Here is an 18,685-nt window from a genome sequence, read left to right on the forward strand (position 1 = left end):
GAGTAATTGATTTAGTATCGGCTGTCCGCTAAAATTTGTATTTTTAACCATAGTTACTTTTACTTTGGTAGTGTCGTAACTTCAAAGGTAAATTAACTGGTTGGCGCTTGCGCCAACCTTTTTTCTTTTACCGGACAACAGTATTTTAATATATAAGCAGCAATGGACAAACCGTTCAGATTGAAGCTTTCTGAATAAATGAAAAACGTGATAATATTGGGTACATAAATCGCCAAACTAATTATAACTTCGCTAAACAACGATCATCAAAATCCTAACAATGAAAACAGTTACGCTAACATCCTTCATCATTACGCTCTTACTCATCCTATCCGTTCCTGCTTTGCAAGCTCAATCTGTACCGGGGGCAGGAAATCCTTCCTGGAAGACTAATGAGCCATGGAAGAATAACCAGTTGATGCAACCTTCTACTCTGGCAGCAATACTGAATAACCCTAAAGCAAAAAAGCCCCTGATATTTAATATAGGGGTAGTGGAAAATATAAAAGGAGCGCAAAATATTGGTGCTGCAAGTGTGCAGAAAAACCTTATTGCTTTTAAAACTGCACTTCGAGGAGTTCCTAAAAATGCAGCTATTGTCGTGTACTGCGGATGTTGCCCTTTTAATAAATGTCCCAATATTCGTCCCGCTATCACTGCCTTGAATGAACTTGGTTATAATAATGCAAAGCTGTTAAACCTGGCAACAAACATCAAAGTAGATTGGATCAATAAGGGTTATCCGCTGGCTAAATAGATCCAATGAACTACTTATACAAATTAAGTTTACTGGCTTCTTTCTGAAAAATAGTTTGTGGAAGGTTATAAAACCGCATAAAATCGGGCGCAGATGCGTGTCCTTTATAAGGAACATAATACTCAGTTGATTTATCACCTGGTTTATACCCGGCATTTCTCCAGAAGAGGGTATACGCAAAATGATGTCCGCTGAATGCTTTAGCTACTGCTTCTGTAAACCATTTAGAATAAGGAATTTTCGAAAAGCCCATTTCAGCAACAGCAGGAATCTTATTCTTTTCTTTGGCTACCGCCTCGATAATAGTCAGATGATGGTCAAGATCCTTAATAAAGGCACTATCGATTTCCGCTTTACCACCTTGATAGGTATCAAATGAAACGACATCAATCAGATCGTCCCCAGGGTAACGCTCCAGAAACTGTTCTGCGTTATTAAACTCTCCGCCTGTATTATATACATACAACAGATTATGAACCTGTTTTACATCTCTCAGCTACTTCACCGTATACTGAAATAAGGTTTTAAATTCGTCTACCGAAGAACTCTTTGCTCCCCACCAAAACCATCCTCCTGTTAATTCATGTAAGGGTCTGAATAAAACAGGAATTAATTCACCTTTTGGACCTTTCAGACTCAATAGAAAATGTGCTATTTTATCCAGTTGCGCTTGATAGACGTCATGCTTTTCAGCACCGGGAAGTATAGCTGCAACAGTTCCAGGAGTTGGATCCCATGCTGTTTTGCCTGTATAGGGATTTGTTCCATGCCAGCTGATCGTAATTACACCACCCCGGCGATAGCCTTCCTCAATATAATGCCTCATCTTATCAAATGGAACACTATCCAGATTCATCTTTGCACCAAGCTCTAATCCTCCTAATTCCCAACCATATAAGGCTGGATAATCACCTGTTACATCTTTGATATCACTTCTACCCGGCTTATATTTCCAGTTCACTCCATATGCAAGAGCTCCCTGATGGCCAACCAGATACCCTTTTTTCATTACATTTTTCAGATTAGTATAAAGATTGACGGTCTCTTTGGTAGCTTTTGCATCTGATGGTTTCACCGGCTGGGCATCACTATTAAAGTAGCATAACAGGAACGAAAAAAAAAATAATATACTGCTTCTCATTATCTAAATGAATCAAATGGTCTGAATAATATAAGTATGATGTAAGCTTCAATATTTCAATATATCGTATCGGATTGATTTAAAGATTACACTGGTCTATTGTTTAGCATCACAAACTTACAATTATGTCCCTCATTAATATGATAGTTTTATATCCGATCATGCAACAATCTTAACCTAAATATACTTTGCCATTCTGAAAGGATTGAATTGGATCAAGCTATCTCAGGCCTGCCAAATGGCTATACTTTGTTATTGTACCGGAAGGATTGAATTAAACTGATTAAAACACAGAGGGGATGAACTAAACTGGCAGATGTACTTATTTGTGAGACATCACAATTGATCAAATAAACCGGCTTTAAACATACTTTATCAGCATGCAGTAAAGGGGATTTTGTTACTATGTTTATGATCGTCCTGCACTTCCTCTACTTGCGCTTTCAACTTAGGGTTTGAAGATGATCCGCATCCAGTCATAAATAAACTGATTAGTAATTCTGCCTTTCCCATCGGAATCAAAGAATATTAATTTCCCTGATTGCAAAGCCATTGCTATACATTTCAACACAATATCCTTCTTATAAAATCCTTTTTCGAGAAATAAAAGCCACTTGAACATCAATCTCTTCAAAAAACACTCATAAAATAAATAAAAAGAAAGAATTATTACCAAATACGAATTCAAATATCTAAAAATCAGCTTTTCAATTCATTTTTTAATCCAAAATAAAAAATAAACTTCATTTTATTAGTTTAAAGAGATTAATTACTTAAATATTGATCAATATATATTCTATTTCATATATAAATGCTTATTATTGCTATTAAATACTGAAATAATATATTACAAATCGCATATTTATATATTATTTGATCTCAATGCTCTAAAAACAGAAAACATGACAACAACAAAGCCCGCTGTAGTTATTATTGGAAATGGAATGGTGAGTTATAAGTTTTGTGAAAAGCTTATTGCTAAATCTTCCAACTTTGAAATTATCGTATTTGGAGAAGAATCCCGTCCTGCTTATGACAGGGTTCATTTGAGTGAATATTTTAATGGAAAGTCAGCCGAAGATCTTTCGATGTCACCATTAACCTGGTATGCGGATAATGGCATACATCTTCACCTCAACGATCCTGTTCAGGAAATCAACCGGGAAGAAAAAACCGTACATACATTAAAAGGAATCAATCAGCATTACGATTACCTGATACTAGCAACGGGCTCATCTGCTTTTGTTCCAGATATTCCGGGAGTTGAAAAGCAAGGTGTATTTGTATATAGAACCATTGAAGATCTTGACCTGATATTAGCTTATGCGGCAAATGCAAAGGAGGCTGCTGTAATAGGTGGCGGACTTTTAGGACTTGAAGCAGCCAAAGCATTAATTGACCTGGGAATAAAAGAGCCTCATGTGATTGAGTTTGCTCCTCGCTTGATGCCAAGACAAATTGATCAGGCTGGAAGCAAAATGTTGCAAATGAAGTTAAATGAATTAGGGCTAAGGATTCATTTAAACAAAAGCACATCGCGCATTGGCGGAGAGGACAAAATAGATGCATTACATTTTGCGGACGACACGCAAATCCATGTAGATATGCTGATCATCTCGGCAGGGATTCGTCCCAGAGATGAACTAGCACAACTTTCCGGACTAAAAACAGGCACACGAGGTGGCGTAGTTGTAAATGATTACATGCAAACAAGTGACGAAAGCATTTTTGCGATAGGAGAATGTGCCCTGCATGAAGGGATGATTTACGGTCTTGTTGCACCCGGTTATGAGATGGCCGATGTTGCTGTAAACACGTTATGCGATAGCGAAAAAAGCTTCAGCGGTTACGATATGAGCACAAAATTAAAACTCATCGGTATTGATGTAGCCAGTTTCGGAGATCCTTTTATTGCTGAACCCGATTGCAGATCCATTGTTATGGACGACAGCCATAAGGGTGTTTATAAACGGATTAACATTAGCAACGACGGCAAGCACCTATTGGGAGGAATCCTGGTTGGCGATGCAACATCATACAATATGCTGCTGCAAACGGTTAAAAACAACATCATATTACCACCTAATCCTGAAGATTTAATTTTAGGCTCAAGAGGCGAATCGGCAAATGACGGTTCAGGTGCGATGTCCCTTCCTGATGATGCTTTAATCTGCTCTTGCGAATCAGTAAGTAAAGGAGCAATCCTTCATGCGGTTAAAGAAGATCACATCACTACACTGGATGGTATTAAAAAATGCACTAAAGCAGGAACATGCTGTGGAGGATGCGTACCGATGGTAAAAGACCTGATTGCAGGTTCATTAAAAGAAAGCGGGATCTACGTAAAAAATGTAATCTGCGAACATTTCAACTATTCACGTCAGGAACTGCTTGATGTCATCAAAATAAATAATGTAAAGATTTACGATGAGGCGTTGGATCATTTTGGAAAAGGTGATGGATGCGAAACCTGTAAACCTGTTGTAGCGAGTATCCTTTCCAGTTTATGGAATGATGTGATCGTAAAACAAGCCCCTACTCAGGATAGCAATGACCGCTACCTGGCCAATATTCAAAAGGGAGGCACTTACTCTGTGGTTCCCCGCATTCCTGGTGGTGAAATCACTCCTGATAAACTGATTATATTAGGTCAGATTGCTAAGAAATATGCTTTATACACTAAGATTACAGGTGGTCAACGAATCGATATGTTCGGCGCACATGTAAATGACCTGCCTGATATCTGGGAAGAGCTGATTGATGCCGGTTTTGAAAGCGGACATGCCTATGGAAAAGCATTACGTACGGTAAAAAGTTGCGTTGGAAGCACATGGTGCCGGTTTGGCCTTCATGACAGTGTTTCTTTTGCTATTGAAATAGAAGAACGTTACCGTGGAATCAGAGCGCCACACAAGATAAAAGGTGGTGTAAGCGGATGTGTCAGGGAATGCGCAGAAGCACAGTCCAAGGACTTTGGGATCATTGCTACTGAAAAAGGATGGAATTTATATATCTGCGGAAATGGCGGTTCTAAACCTCAGCATGCACAACTTTTAGCTAGTGATATCGATAAAGAAACCTGCATTAAATACATCGATCGCTTCCTGATGTTCTATATTAAAACAGCAGACCCGCTCACGCGTACTGCAACCTGGTTGAATAAAATGGAAGGCGGCCTGACCTATTTGAAAAATGTAATTCTGAATGACAGCATTGAAATTTGCGGACAATTAGAAACAGAAATGCAAGGCTTGGTTGACAGCTTCCATTGCGAATGGAAGGAAGTAGTGACCAATCCCGAACTAAGAAAACGTTTCGTACACTTTGTTAATGCCCCTGAAAAGAAAGACCCAACAGTAGAATTTGACACCTTCAGAACTCAGATAAAAGCTAAAGACTGGTTATAAATCCACCCTTAAAATTTAAAGATCATGATAATAAATACGGATATAGAATTACAAGCTGAGGCTTCAATTGAATGGTTTTTGGCTTGCAATGAAGAAGATGTACCTGAAAATGGAGGAGCATGTATTGATTACAAGGGCGAACAAATTGCCATCTTTAATTTTACACGCCGCAAGGAATGGTATGCCACACAAAATCTTTGTCCCCATAAACAACAAATGGCACTGTCAAGAGGTATGATTGGCAGTGCGGGAGAAAGCTGTGAACCTAAAGTTGCCTGTCCCTTTCATAAAAAAACATTCTCACTTTTGAGCGGAGAATGCGCATCAGGAGAAGATTATACCATAAAAACATATCCGGTAAAACTTTCCGCGGGTCAAGTGTTTATCGGGATACAATAACCCTGATAAATTTTACCAATATTTGTTCCATGCGCGATATAACCGGCAAGCAGATTACATTAAGAACAGCGAGGGCGGTAGCTGTAATTTTCTGTTCAGCAGAAACCACCGAACTCATTAAAAACAATCAGTTGCCTAAGGGCAATTTGTTTGACGTTGCCCGCGCTGCCGGTTTCATAGGAGCAAAACTAACACCACAACTTCTGCCCCACTGCCATCCGGTTTCCATTGATGGCATGGAGATCTCGTTCAGCTTTCTCTCCTCAGAAGAGCACCAGGAACATTTTGAACCCTCCGTATTGGAACGACAAGGCATTGTCATTTTAGGAACGGCAAAATCTATTGGACGAACCGGCATAGAGATGGAAATGCTTACAGCCGTTTCTGTTGCTGCACTCGAAATTTACGACATGTTAAAACCGGTAGATACTGCCCTGGAGATCGGTCATATTAAACTTCTGGAGAAACGTGGAGGTAAAAGCGACCGCAAAAACTTCTTTAAAACTTCTTCCACTTGTGCTATTCTGGTTTGTTCAGACTCTACAGCAGCCGGTAAACGGGAAGACAAAAGTGGTAAGCTCATTCAGGAAAAGCTCGAATTAATTAATGCACAAGTTGTAGATTATAAAATAGTTGCTGATAATAAGGATGAGATCCAGAAGCAAATAAAAGAATGGGTGGCCGATGATGTACACTTCATATTTACTACCGGAGGAACAGGATTAGGTCCTCGTGATCATACTGTTGAAGCGGTGAAAGAAATCCTGGAACGCGATGCAGATGGAATTACAGAGGCAATGCGTGCTCACGGACAACTGCGCACTCCCTTAGCCATGATGAGTCGTGCAGTAGCCGGTTCAATAGCTCAAACTTTAATTATCACCCTTCCGGGAAGCAGTAATGGGGCTTCAGAATCATTAGAAGCCATTTTACCAGCTGTATTTCATGCACGTAAGATGATGAAAGGAGGAGGACACTAAATTATGATCAGCTTTCCCGATGCTTTAGCCGCTATTAACGTTCTTGCAAAACCTTTTGATAAAGAATTCTGCCCGCTTGAAGATGCAGACGGAAGGATTTTAGCGGATAACTGCTTTGCGGACCGCAATTACCCTCCCTTTAACCGGGCAGCCATGGATGGCTACGCCATCATGTATAACGATTGGGAAAATGGGTTAAGAGAATATAAAATCACGGAGGTAATCTATGCAGGTCAGGCATCGGAACAAACCATACATTCCGGTTATTGCTATAAAATCATGACTGGTGCAACTACACCTCCTTTAGCCACCGTAATTATCAGGCGGGAAGATTCCATAGAACAAGATAACGTAGTAACACTGAAAGGTGAATCTCTAAAACCCTATCAGAATATAGCCAGAGAAGGGGAAGATGCAAAAGCTGGAGCTTTAATTTTAGAAGCACCCTTACGCTGCGAGCCTCAGATTATCAGCCTGTTGACTTCCATAGGTAAAACACAAGTGTCGGTTTATAAACTACCAAAAGTTGCTGTAATTACAACAGGTAATGAAGTAGTTAAGCCAGATGAACCGATTGCCGCATTTCAAATACGAAATAGCAATCAATACCTACTCCGCGCTCTGTTGAAGAAATGGAATATTAACGAACCGGTTTGTATCCATGTTCAGGATAACAAAGACGCTTTAAGAGAGACTCTTCAGCAAGCTATTTTATCGGATATCACAATCATTAACGGAGGTGTTTCAGCTGGAGATGCAGATTACGTTCCACAAATCTTACATGAACTGGGGGTAAAAGAAATCTTTCATCAAGTGGCTATGCGGCCGGGTAAGCCTATCTGGACCGGAAAATCCCCATCAGGAGGAATGGTCTTTGCCCTTCCGGGAAACCCACTATCCTGTCTTACTACTTTCACTCTTTTTATTGAATCATATCTTTATAAAAGCTTTGGGTTTAAAGAAAGAATTCCCTACAAACTTCCTCTCCTTGAAAACAGAAGCAAAAAAAACAAGCTAACTGAGTTTTTCCCGGTACGAATAGCTACTGAACAATTTGGACTTCATCTTGTAAAACACAATGGCTCGGGAGATATCACTGCTGGATTACATGCAAACGGATTAGCAGTACATGCTGCTGAAAAAGAAAGCATAGTAAGTGGCGAGCCTATTGACTTTTATCCTTTTAACAACTATTTATAAAGTCTTTTAACAGGAATAGTGATAAACCGGATACTTGAATCATTTCAGCTAGCCAGAAATAAATCTATTGCATCTTACTTGTTTTCATATCTCCCCGAACCTACTGATCTATTCTCCTATACAAACAAAGCCTAAAGAACCTCAACCTATTGTACTAAACATTTCAATTTTTTGTTCATACTTGAAGGCAAAAAGTCAATTATGAGTACTTAATTAACCAAATATTTCTTAAAAAAGCCTAAAAATCAAAGATTTTAAATTATTACTGAATAATAACAAGCATTTTATCTATAAAATTGAATAATAAATTCAAAATAGAACAACAATGGCTTATAATATTAAGTGAAATCAGTTAATATTAAAATATTAGCCTATTAATATTATATAAATCATATTTTATTAACATTTATCACCAATTAATGCTTTATTACCATCATTTATCTTATATTTATAATATTATAAAGCAACAACGTTAAGATTAAAATACGATTACGTACTCAGCAAGAATATTAACAAAAAGAGCGCAGCTAGTTCAGCTAAATAGTTTAAGAAAATTTAAATCAAGATGATGACTGAAAACTTCAACCCCTTAAACAAACTAAATATCTTTTCCACAAAGGGTATTCAAATGCGAACCTTCCACATTACATGGATCACCTTCTTTTTCTGTTTCTTTGGATGGTTTGGAGTGGCTCCACTGATGCCATTAATTCGCGAACAGCTACACTTAAGCAAGGATCAGATTGGTAATATCATTATTGCATCCGTTTCAGCTACTATTGTTGCCCGGTTAATAATCGGTAAACTTTGCGACACATTAGGTCCCCGCTTATCCTACACTATACTTCTTGCAGTTGGCGCGATTCCTGTCATGTGCATAGGTCTCAGTAACAGCTACGAGAGTTTCTTACTCTTCCGTTTTGTCATCGGTATTATTGGCGCCTCATTTGTCATCACCCAATTTCATACTTCTATGATGTTTGCCCCCTCTGTAGTTGGCACTGCCAATGCAGTTACTGGTGGCTGGGGAAACCTTGGAGGAGGGGTCACCAACTTAGTCATGCCCTTAATAGCTGCCGGATTTGCCGGATTAGGCTTAGTAAGTCATGCTGATTCATGGCGTTTAGCCATGGTCGTTCCCGGAGTGATCCTGTTAATTATGGCTGTCATTTATTATAAATACACCAAGGATACTCCACAAGGGAACTTTTCTGACCTGCATAAAACTGCAAAAAAAGAAAAGAAAGGCACCTTTTTATTGGCAATGAAAGACTATCGTACCTGGATCCTGGCATTAGCATACGCCGCTTGTTTTGGTATAGAGATTACGGTGGATAACGTTGCAGCAACCTTTTTCATGGATCGTTTTGGTACCACAATGATTGTAGCAGGTGCACTTGCCAGCATATTTGGTGGCATGAACATCTTCGCAAGAGCTTTAGGAGGTTATGTGAGTGATAAAGTGGGCAAGTCTTATGGATTAAAAGGTAAAGGACTCCTTTTGGGGGGTATGCTTGTTCTTGAAGGAATTGGCATCACGCTCTTTGCACAATCTCAAAGTTTAGGGATGGCAATTGCCTGCATGTTACTCTTCGCCTTATTCCTGAAAATGGCCAATGGAAGCACCTATGGCATTGTTCCTTTTATCAATAAAGATGCCATCGGATCGGTTAGTGGCATTGTAGGTGCAGGTGGAAATCTAGGCGCTATGCTGGTAGGATTTCTATTCAAATCGGCCAGTCTGACCTATGCGGATGCCTTTCACTATATCGGCATTGGCGTGTTAGTCATAGGAATAATCGTATTCATTACCAAGTTTCACATAAGGCAGACAGCTGAAACAAATATCTTACAACCGGCACTTCAAGAGGCCTGATTTAAACAAATTAGAAGCTAAACGCGTATGTCTGTGGAGAAAGATAAAATATTTAAAAGTACCTGTTGTTACTGTGGAGTGGGATGCGGAGTAGACGTTACCGTTAAAAAAAACAATACCGTTACTGTGGTTGGCGATAAAGATCACCCGGTTAATCGTGGCATGTTGTGCAGCAAAGGCATGAATCTGCAATACACGGTAAATGATGTAAGTGACCGGCTCCTTTATCCTCAGATGCGTTATAATAAAAACCTGCCCTTACAAAGGGTGAGCTGGGATGATGCACTAAACCGTACTGCAGCAGTATTTAAGACTTTCATCGATAAATATGGACCAGACTCGGTTGCTTTTTATGCTTCCGGACAGTGTTTAACTGAAGAATACTATGTAATCAATAAACTAATCAAAGGATTCATCGGTAGCAATAATATCGACACCAACTCTCGTTTATGTATGAGCAGTGCAGTTACTGCTTATAAAATGTCCCTGGGTGAAGATAGTGTTCCGGTATGTTATGATGATATTGAGTTAGCCGACTGCCTCTTTGTTACAGGAGCTAACCCGGCATGGTGTCATCCTATATTATGGCGACGGGTGGAAGCGCATAAAGCAGCTCATCCGGAAGTAAAAATCATTATCGTTGATCCGCGTATTACGGATACCTGTGGGATCGCTGATTTACATTTACAGCTTAATCCAGGCACTGATATCACCCTAAACCATGCTATTGGAAGAGTTCTGATAGAAAACGGCGCTATTGACCTGGAATTTATAACCCTTCATGCAGAAGGTTTTGACAGCTACCGGGAGCTTGTATTTGAACGTACACTTGCTGAGTCGGCATTAATCTGTGGCGTTGATGAGGAAAATATCCGATTAGCCGCTACCTATATAGGCGCAGCAAAAGGCTTTTTAACCATGTGGACCATGGGACTCAATCAAAGTTCCGTTGGCGTAAATAAAAATTTAAGTCTGATTAACCTGAATCTGATTACCGGACATATTGGTAAACCAGGTTCGGGACCTTTCTCTTTAACCGGACAACCTAATGCCATGGGCGGTCGTGAAGTTGGTGGTTTAGCCAATCTGCTTCCTGCGCATCGTGATCTGGCGAATGAAGAACACCGTAAAGAAGTTCAAAAATTCTGGGGAGGCACAACTATTTCTGATAAAGCAGGACTTACAGCAACAGAGATGTTTGAAGCATTACATGACGGAAGGCTGAAAGCAATCTGGATTCTTTGCACCAATCCCTTAACTAGTCTTCCTAATTCACGTTTTGTTGAAGAAGCGCTAAAAAAAGCAAAGTTTGTAGTCGTTCAGGAAGTAAGCAACACAGTAGAATCATTACAATATGCAGATGTAATTTTACCTGCGGCAGCCTGGACAGAGAAGGAAGGCACTATGACTAATTCCGAAAGGCGCATCAGTCATTTAAATAAAATCATTGATGCTCCAGGAGAAGCACTATCAGATGCAGAAATAATTTGCATGTTTGCCAGAAAAATGGGGTATAAAGGATTTGACTATGCCAACATGGAGGAGATCTACAAAGAACATGCAAAACTAACCTCTAAAACTAATATTAATATTAACGGACTGGATTACAAGTTACTCCAGAAGCACAACACCCTTCAATGGCCTTTTAATAAAAAGACAGAGATGGGAACAAAGCGTTTGTTTACCAATCACTTATTTTATACTCCTAGTAAAAAAGCAGTCATATATAGTCCCTCCGATCAGCTGAACAGTGAAATGCCTGATCAGGATTACCCTTTTATTCTGACTACCGGCCGCGTTCGTGATCATTGGCATACCATGAGCAAAACAGGTAAAGTAAGTAAGTTGAAGCAACACACGAAAGAAGCCTTTCTGGAAATTCACCCTGAAGATGCGGAAGCAATTAAAATCGAAGACAACCAGATCGTGATTGTACGTTCCCGACGTGGTGAAGTACAAGTACGGGCAAAAGTGACTACAACAATAAAAAAAGGAGTAGTATTTCTGCCTATGCATTGGGGTAAAATTCTGGGTAACGACCTCAACCGTGCTAACAATATTACCAGTAACCTGATTGACCCACTCTCAAAAGAACCTGATTTTAAGTTCTGTGCGGTACAGGTAGAAAAGTTCATAAAACCCTTTCAAAAGATTGTCATCATTGGTGCAGGTGCAGGTGCTTTTGGCTTTGTCAAATCCTGCAGAGAGATCAATAAAGAAGATCAAATAATCATCTTCAGCAAGGAAAACTTTCCTTTTTACAACCGGGTGATGCTTCCCGACTACATTAGCGGGACGCAGCACTGGGAACAACTGGTAAAAATGAAGGATGATGAAGAGCCGGAATACAACATACGTCTTTTAAGAGGGGTAAGTGTAGAAAGCATCAACAGAACGGAAAAATATGTGATTGATTCCAGGGGACAAAAAACGGAGTATGATGTATTGATCATGGCGACTGGTAGTCGGGCAGCATTACCTAAAAACGTTCCCTCCTTGCCAGGCATCTTCACGATGCGTAGCCGTGTAGACGCAGATAACTTTAAAAAACATACCCCGAAAAACGCTCATGTCCTTATTGTAGGAGGTGGTTTATTAGGTTTAGAAATGGCGGCATCTTTAAGGGAAACCGGTGTAAAAATCACCATCGTACAACGTGTATCGCGATTCCTTAACCGACAATTGGATCCTCTGGGAAGTCAGCTTTTGCACGAAGAAATGGTAGACCAGGGATGCGATATTTATTACAACGATGAAGTGCAGCTTTATTATGGCCGATCCAAACTAACAGGAATAGGACTTAAAAGCGGACGCAAGATCAGCTGCGATGCCATGATTATTGCCATTGGTACTACGCCTAATATTGAACTGGCAAGAGCATGCGGATTAGAATGCAAACGTGGTGTGATTGTTAATGAACGACTGCAAACCAGTGATCCGGCAATTTACGCCATTGGAGAGATTGCAGAATTCAAGGGTATCTTATATGGAATAACAGCAGCAGCAGAACAACAAGCCGATATCGTAGCCAAATACATGAACGGCGATATCAGCAGCTATTATAAAGGCAGCCTTTTTATGAACATCATTAAAATACATGGATTTGACCTCTGTAGTATTGGTTTGCCCGAGTGTCCTGATGATAAAAATTACGAAGAAATTGTTTTTATTGATAAAGCCAAGCGGTACTATAAAAAGTGCATCATCCATCAGGATCGTTTAGTAGGCACTATTTTAATTGGCGACAAGAGTGAATTCCAGGAATTCAGGTCGCTTATCGCCAACAAAACAGAGTTAAGCGACAAGCGGTTGCTTTTACTTAGAAGTGGACAAATAGCAGAACCTGTTTCCGGAAAACTGATATGCAGCTGCAACAATGTGGGCCTTGGGAACTTACAAACGAAGATCGCTAAAGGTTGCCATGACTTTAATGAATTATGTACTTCAACAGGTGCCGGAACAGGATGTGGATCATGCCGTCCGGAAGTTAAACGCATACTAGAAGACGCTTTGAAAGAAGAACTTCTTGAAAATATAAGCTAACATGGAAGGGAAAGAAACGACGATATATACCATAAAGGTTAATCTTCCAGGAGGTATTGTATCTGTAGGAGATTTCTATGAAATCCTTAAGGCTGCTGAAAAGGCAGGCATTGATACCGTTCGGTTTGGAAACAGACAACAACTTTACCTTCAGGTTAGCCCGAAAAGCTGGAAGATCTGGAGCATCATTTCTTTATTTCAGACACTGAATATGAGATAAACACAGATGAATTCCCAAATATTATCAGCTCTTATGTTGCAGAAGATATCTTTGATAGTTCAACATGGTTGCGTGAAGGGGTATATAAAGATATTTTAGATGCCTTTAACTACAAGCCCGAACTTAAGATTAACCTGGTAGACAGCACTCAGACCTTTGTGCCCTTCTTTACCGGGAACCTTAATTTCATCTCCTCTGACGTCAGCAATTACTGGTACCTCTATATTCGTTTCCCTAAAACAAATCAGATCTATTGCTGGTCATCGCTCATTTATTCCGAAGATATCAGCTCGCTAAGCAAACAGGTAGAAAGTTCAATTCTTCTTGATAGTGATATTTTCTATGACCAGGAAAATATCGATGGGCAGCTATTGGAAACTAAAGTCAATTCAGCAGTAAACTTCTTTCTTCAACCCCTTTCTGTTCCTCTGAAACATCCCGATTTCCAGCTGCCTTATTACGAAGGATTCAACAAGTACAATGACAAACACTGGCTGGGGATCTATCGGAGGAATGAACTATTCTCGGTAGCCTTCTTAAAGGACATCTGCACCATTTGCATGAAAACCAGGATTGCCCAAATTTACACTACAACCTGGAAGTCTATCATTATTAAAGGAGTAGAAGCAAACGACAGAAAGTTATGGAATGTCATATTGGGAAAACACCGGATCAATGTACGACATGCATCAAATGAGTTAAACTGGCAAAGTGAGGATCTTTGTAACTATGCGCTGGACCTAAAACTAGAGTTGATCAAAGAATTTGACAAAGTAGATCTCCGGACATTTAAACTTTGTTTTGCCATCAAGATCAATCCAAAGACAGGTTTATTTGGTTCAGTCATCATCAGGAAACATCCTTCAGAAAAGGATTCAACGGATCTTATAGCAGATCAGTTCGATGTGCTGCATACCGTAGACTTCAACCCTAATTCTAAAAATTTTATTCCTTATAAAGAAAATATTTCACGAGATTTACTCAGCAAGATTTTAATTGAACTATCCGATTACTATTATCAGCAACAAGCCATTACAGATACGAACACGGGGGATACTTATTTTGAAGAGGATACGTTCATCATTACAGAAGAAGCGCAAGTACTTGTTTATCAATGCACACATTGCCTGAGTATTTATGATGAATCAGTTGGTGATGCATACAACAACATTCAGCCGGATACTCTTTTTAAGGATTTGGATCCTGAGTACTGTTGTCCGGTTTGTGAATATGGTAAGAACGATTTTATAGCTATTGACAAAACAATCCTTGCTTAAGTCCTGTTAAACGCAATGCAGCAGGCAAACTAATATTTTTATGCGATGGTGGAAATCAGAGATGAATTGGGCAGGTCTTTCAAAACACTCCGGATAAGTTTGCTTAATACCTGCAACCTTGCCTGTGTGTATTGTAGCTGTGGAAATGAAGACAGCAAGCAAAATCATATCCTGGCAAAAGATAAGTCTTTAACCGCCACTGAGCTCTTGGCTCTTGTTAAACAGCTTCATGAACGATTAAACCTGACTACAGTGCGCTTTACCGGTGGCGAGCCTTTATTATATAAAAACCTTGCAGAGCTTGTGGAAGGCGTTCATGACCTGGGTATTAACGACCTTAAACTGACTACAAATGCTTTATTACTGGAGCGCCTTAGTCCGTTGTTAAAGGCTGCAGGACTAAAATCCATCAACATTTCTCTGGATGCCATTGATCCATTGATATTTTTTCAAATGAGCAGACGTCATGATCTGACCCGCACATTAAAAGGCATAGATGCAGCCTTACAACAGGGAATTGAAGTCAAGATCAATTCAGTAATTATGAAAGGGCTCAACGACAACCAGATCATACCCCTATTAAACTTTGCTTTTGAAAGAGGATTAACCATTCGGTTTTTGGAAATTATGTCTATGGGACATCTCTATGAAAATTCAGATGAACATTTCTTTTCCCAGGAGGATATATTGCAGTTAATCAGTAAGCATCATACCTTTGTGCCCTTGCTGCGTACCTCCTCTTCAACCGCTAATTACTGGCAAACAACAGATGGCAACCGTTTTGGTATTGTAGCCAATGAAAGTCAGCCATTTTGTTCCGATTGCAACCGTTTAAGACTGGATACTTTTGGCAATATATACGGCTGTTTAAGCAGCAACCATCCTGTACCAATTAAAGAAGTCCTTAACCCAATAGAGCTGGAAGGCAAGATCAAAGAAGCACTGGCACAGAAACAAGCTCTAAAATTTACAGGAAGCACATTAAGTATGCTTCATATCGGAGGATAAACCCATGAAAATAGAAGTATTCGCAATCTTAAAAGACTATTTTAAAAAGGAATTTGAAATTGCAGATCAACTTGATACCATTGCTGACTTGAAACAACATTTAATTGCCATCAACCCTTCTTCAGTAGAAGTACTTTCAAGATGTCGTTTCGCTGTAGAGGATGATTTCGTGGTTGATAGTTATAAAATAACAAGGAACGATAACATCATGATCATTCCCCCAAGCAGTGGAGGCTAATATGAAATACATTACAGAAGAACCTATTGATTTAGTGGGAATGCTGCAAGAGACCCATCATCCGGCAGCGGGTGCAATTGTATTATTCAGTGGTGAAGTGAGGGATCATAATGGAGGAAAATCTGTTGCCTACCTGGAGTATGAATCGCAAATTTCCATGGCTTCCAAAATGATCGCCCTTATTTTAGAAGAAGCTAAAAGCCGCTGGAACTTAACAATTGCTACAGCACAACATCGCATCGGAAAGGTAAAAGTTTGTGAGTCGGCAGTAGTGGTATTAACCGCCTCTCCCCACCGTACAGAAGCTTATGCCAGCAACCGGTATATCATCGACCGCATCAAACACGAAGTGCCAATCTGGAAATGCGAATACTTTACTGATGGCACCAAAGAATGGGGTGGAAATTGTAATTGCCATAAGGAGACTGGTGATGTGAATAAACATATTTATGAATCAGAAAATCCATAAAACCAAAAGCCTTTTAATCAATGAAATCCTTGGAGTAGTTCTATGCGGAGGCGAAAGCAAGAGAATGGGAAGCGACAAAGGGCTTCTTACACTGCCTGGAACAACCCAAACATGGGCACAACAAGTAGCAGAAATACTTTTTAATTGCAATCTTCCCTTAGTTATTTCGATTAACAAAACCCAGCATTCGTCTTATAGTCCCATCTTTCCATCAGAGCACCTCATTCTGGACCAAATCAACGTAAGAGGCCCCTTAAACGGTTTACTAAGTGTGCATCAAGCACATCCCGGAAAGGACCTGTTACTTATTGCCTGCGATATGATCCAAATGGATCAGGAAACATTAAACCAATTAATAGCGATCTACCAAGAGAATCCCGAATTTGATTATTACGTTTATGAGCAAGATAAATTTCTTGAACCTTTATGTGCCATCTATACCTTCAAAGCATTAGATGCGATTATGAAAAGACTCGATACGAATGAATTAACATCCTTTGCATTACATAAAGTGATCTCTTCCTCCAATTACAAAAGCATACCTGTTAAAGATAAAAGGGCGTTCACTAATTACAATACAAGGGATCTTACTTCATAAACAACTTATTTAAACATTAGAGAGTTTAGTGTTTAAAACCGTTCTAATTAAATCACGAAAAGGTTCCTCTTACTATTGTACTTTATACTTCTATGCTTATGACTTAAAAAGTTTAGTAATTAAGAACCGATCCCCTTAATGTTTTACTTTATAGAATTTAGCACCAAATGCAAAGATCACAAGGTAACATATAATCGGCAGGTAATACGCATGCGCTATTCCTACAGTATCGGCCACCTTACCCATAATCAGCGGAAATAACGCTCCTCCTACTACACCCATTGAAATAAAGGAAGAAGCCTGTTGAGTATGTTTTCCCAGGTTCTTGATACCCAAACTGAAAATTGTAGGAAACATGATACTGAAGAAAAAGTTGATAGCCAGTAAAGCAATAAACGAAGGCCATCCCAAGCCTTGAGCGACAATGATACACATCACGATATTGGCTAATGCAAAACCAGCCAGTAAGGTTGGAGGTGCAATAATACGCATCAGGAAAGTACCGATAAACCTTCCCGCCAACATCATAGCCATAAATAGAACCAGGTAAGTACCAGCTGTTGCTTCACTGAAGCCCATTTGCTCATGACCATAGTTGATAAAGAAAGCCCAGGTACCACTTTGTGCAGCCACATTAAAAAACTGTGCCGCAACTGCCCATCTGAAATGGACATGCTCAAATAACTTCTTGCCCGGTGCCAAATCTACGTTCACCGCATCACCATTTGCCACTATAGTATGTGGATCCGTTAATGGGGGAACTTTCACAAAGGAAAAAGCAACTGCAATAAGGGCGATCACACTGCCGATCACGAGATATAATATTTTAACTGATGTCAGGTCGGTACTTCCAGGTACATTATGCCGCAATAAAAAATAAGAACCTATAGCAGGGCCTAAAATAGCGCCCAAAGCATTAAATGACTGTGCAAAGTTAACCCGCTGGTCACTGGTACGCTGATCGCCTAGAGATGCTACAAAAGGATGTGCAACCGTTTCCAGAGTAGATAAACCACAACCCAGAATAAACAAAGCCACACCAAAGAAACCAAAGGATGCTGTATTAGCTGCCGGTACAAACAGAAAGGCACCTGTTGCAAACAGGGACAGACCCAGTAGTACCCCATTTTTATAACCAAACCGCTTCATAAACAATCCCGCAGGAATGCCCATCACGAAATAAGCGCCAAAGATAGCGAACTGAACAAAGGCTGACTGCGTCCTGCTCAGACTCAGTACGTGCTGAAAATGCTTATTTAAAACATCTCCCATCGTAATCGCAACTCCCCATAACATAAACAAGGAGGTAACGAAGATCATGGTGGTAACGAATTTTTTACCCGTAAAAGCAGGCTTTGCAGCTATAACAGGAGGAACAGGGTTACTACTGTCTTTCGATATTGTGTTCATTTATTTATTGGTTTATAATATTTATATACAAATCAGAGATTAAGTACAAACCTTCATTTGATTCATCCTTCAAACTAAATAGAATCAATTAATCGATTTTATTCTGCAATTACTGCCTCCAAATATATAAATACCAAATCTATTCTTACATGAATTAATTGA

At 39.6% G+C, this 18,685-nt stretch carries 14 protein-coding genes and 1 pseudogene; 13 read left to right on the forward strand and 2 right to left on the reverse strand.

Going from position 1 to position 18,685, the window contains the following annotated elements; all coding sequences use genetic code 11:
• The first annotated feature begins 280 nt into the window (after positions 1 to 280).
• The gene (locus ADIARSV_RS03925) at positions 281 to 757 is read left to right on the forward strand and encodes a rhodanese-like domain-containing protein (protein WP_016194083.1); all 477 of its coding nucleotides are present in this window, start codon (positions 281 to 283) and stop codon (positions 755 to 757) included.
• A 10-nt stretch (positions 758 to 767) separates the two neighbouring features.
• Here ADIARSV_RS03925 and ADIARSV_RS22340 read toward each other — a convergent pair.
• Positions 768 to 1,898: pseudogene (locus ADIARSV_RS22340) on the reverse strand (glycoside hydrolase family 26 protein).
• Between the two features lie 902 nt (positions 1,899 to 2,800).
• Here ADIARSV_RS22340 and nirB point away from each other — a divergent pair.
• The 12 genes from nirB to ADIARSV_RS03985 all read left to right on the forward strand — a co-directional run bounded on the left by nirB (position 2,801) and on the right by ADIARSV_RS03985 (position 17,113).
• Positions 2,801 to 5,305: a nitrite reductase large subunit NirB gene (gene nirB / locus ADIARSV_RS03935; protein WP_016194087.1), complete on the forward strand. Its 2,505-nt coding sequence runs from the start codon at positions 2,801 to 2,803 to the stop codon at positions 5,303 to 5,305.
• Positions 5,306 to 5,329: 24 nt separating this feature from the next.
• Positions 5,330 to 5,704 carry a nitrite reductase small subunit NirD gene (nirD, locus tag ADIARSV_RS03940; protein ID WP_016194088.1) on the forward strand — a complete coding sequence of 125 codons (375 nt, stop codon included), beginning with the start codon at positions 5,330 to 5,332 and terminating at the stop codon, positions 5,702 to 5,704.
• Positions 5,705 to 5,733: 29 nt separating this feature from the next.
• Positions 5,734 to 6,684 carry a bifunctional molybdenum cofactor biosynthesis protein MoaC/MoaB gene (moaCB, locus tag ADIARSV_RS03945; RefSeq protein WP_040299017.1) on the forward strand — a complete coding sequence of 317 codons (951 nt, stop codon included), beginning with the start codon at positions 5,734 to 5,736 and terminating at the stop codon, positions 6,682 to 6,684.
• A 3-nt stretch (positions 6,685 to 6,687) separates the two neighbouring features.
• Complete coding sequence (locus tag ADIARSV_RS03950; RefSeq protein ID WP_016194091.1) at positions 6,688 to 7,884, forward strand: molybdopterin molybdotransferase MoeA; 1,197 nt, start codon at positions 6,688 to 6,690, stop codon at positions 7,882 to 7,884.
• Between the two features lie 565 nt (positions 7,885 to 8,449).
• Positions 8,450 to 9,760 (forward strand): NarK family nitrate/nitrite MFS transporter, encoded by a 1,311-nt coding sequence (locus ADIARSV_RS03955; RefSeq protein WP_016194092.1) that lies wholly within the window; start codon positions 8,450 to 8,452, stop codon positions 9,758 to 9,760.
• Positions 9,761 to 9,787: 27 nt separating this feature from the next.
• A complete protein-coding gene (locus ADIARSV_RS03960) occupies positions 9,788 to 13,303 on the forward strand; it encodes a nitrate reductase (protein WP_016194093.1) in 3,516 nt (1,171 codons plus the stop codon).
• 1 nt (position 13,304) lies between these two features.
• On the forward strand, positions 13,305 to 13,523 hold the full coding sequence (locus ADIARSV_RS20390; protein ID WP_016194094.1) for a hypothetical protein: 219 nt from the start codon (positions 13,305 to 13,307) through the stop codon (positions 13,521 to 13,523).
• Positions 13,524 to 13,591: 68 nt separating this feature from the next.
• On the forward strand, positions 13,592 to 14,800 hold the full coding sequence (locus ADIARSV_RS03965) for a rubredoxin (protein ID WP_016194095.1): 1,209 nt from the start codon (positions 13,592 to 13,594) through the stop codon (positions 14,798 to 14,800).
• Between the two features lie 45 nt (positions 14,801 to 14,845).
• Complete coding sequence (locus ADIARSV_RS03970) at positions 14,846 to 15,808, forward strand: GTP 3',8-cyclase MoaA (protein WP_016194096.1); 963 nt, start codon at positions 14,846 to 14,848, stop codon at positions 15,806 to 15,808.
• Positions 15,809 to 15,812: 4 nt separating this feature from the next.
• Complete coding sequence (locus ADIARSV_RS03975) at positions 15,813 to 16,046, forward strand: MoaD/ThiS family protein (protein ID WP_016194097.1); 234 nt, start codon at positions 15,813 to 15,815, stop codon at positions 16,044 to 16,046.
• A 1-nt stretch (position 16,047) separates the two neighbouring features.
• A complete protein-coding gene (locus ADIARSV_RS03980) occupies positions 16,048 to 16,515 on the forward strand; it encodes a molybdenum cofactor biosynthesis protein MoaE (protein WP_016194098.1) in 468 nt (155 codons plus the stop codon).
• Positions 16,496 to 17,113: a molybdenum cofactor guanylyltransferase gene (locus tag ADIARSV_RS03985; protein WP_016194099.1), complete on the forward strand. Its 618-nt coding sequence runs from the start codon at positions 16,496 to 16,498 to the stop codon at positions 17,111 to 17,113. Before ADIARSV_RS03980 ends, ADIARSV_RS03985 begins: the two co-directional genes overlap by 20 nt.
• A 135-nt stretch (positions 17,114 to 17,248) precedes the next feature.
• Here ADIARSV_RS03985 and fucP read toward each other — a convergent pair whose 3' ends face one another.
• Positions 17,249 to 18,523, reverse strand: coding sequence for an L-fucose:H+ symporter permease (gene fucP / locus ADIARSV_RS03990; RefSeq protein WP_052016941.1), 1,275 nt, complete (start codon positions 18,521 to 18,523; stop codon positions 17,249 to 17,251).
• Positions 18,524 to 18,685: the final 162 nt, after the last annotated feature.

Origin of the sequence: Arcticibacter svalbardensis MN12-7, assembly GCF_000403135.1 — a bacterium.
Taxonomy (GTDB): Bacteria; Bacteroidota; Bacteroidia; order Sphingobacteriales; family Sphingobacteriaceae; genus Arcticibacter; species Arcticibacter svalbardensis.

Coding starts and splice junctions, on each gene's coding strand:
- ADIARSV_RS03925 (WP_016194083.1), top strand. CDS start 281: ATGAAAACAGTTACGCTAACATCCTTCATCATTACGCTCTTACTCATC.
- nirB (WP_016194087.1), top strand. CDS start 2,801: ATGACAACAACAAAGCCCGCTGTAGTTATTATTGGAAATGGAATGGTG.
- nirD (WP_016194088.1), top strand. CDS start 5,330: ATGATAATAAATACGGATATAGAATTACAAGCTGAGGCTTCAATTGAA.
- moaCB (WP_040299017.1), top strand. CDS start 5,734: ATGCGCGATATAACCGGCAAGCAGATTACATTAAGAACAGCGAGGGCG.
- ADIARSV_RS03950 (WP_016194091.1), top strand. CDS start 6,688: ATGATCAGCTTTCCCGATGCTTTAGCCGCTATTAACGTTCTTGCAAAA.
- ADIARSV_RS03955 (WP_016194092.1), top strand. CDS start 8,450: ATGATGACTGAAAACTTCAACCCCTTAAACAAACTAAATATCTTTTCC.
- ADIARSV_RS03960 (WP_016194093.1), top strand. CDS start 9,788: ATGTCTGTGGAGAAAGATAAAATATTTAAAAGTACCTGTTGTTACTGT.
- ADIARSV_RS20390 (WP_016194094.1), top strand. CDS start 13,305: ATGGAAGGGAAAGAAACGACGATATATACCATAAAGGTTAATCTTCCA.
- ADIARSV_RS03970 (WP_016194096.1), top strand. CDS start 14,846: ATGGTGGAAATCAGAGATGAATTGGGCAGGTCTTTCAAAACACTCCGG.
- ADIARSV_RS03975 (WP_016194097.1), top strand. CDS start 15,813: ATGAAAATAGAAGTATTCGCAATCTTAAAAGACTATTTTAAAAAGGAA.
- ADIARSV_RS03980 (WP_016194098.1), top strand. CDS start 16,048: ATGAAATACATTACAGAAGAACCTATTGATTTAGTGGGAATGCTGCAA.
- ADIARSV_RS03985 (WP_016194099.1), top strand. CDS start 16,496: ATGAATCAGAAAATCCATAAAACCAAAAGCCTTTTAATCAATGAAATC.
- fucP (WP_052016941.1), bottom strand. CDS start 18,523: ATGAACACAATATCGAAAGACAGTAGTAACCCTGTTCCTCCTGTTATA.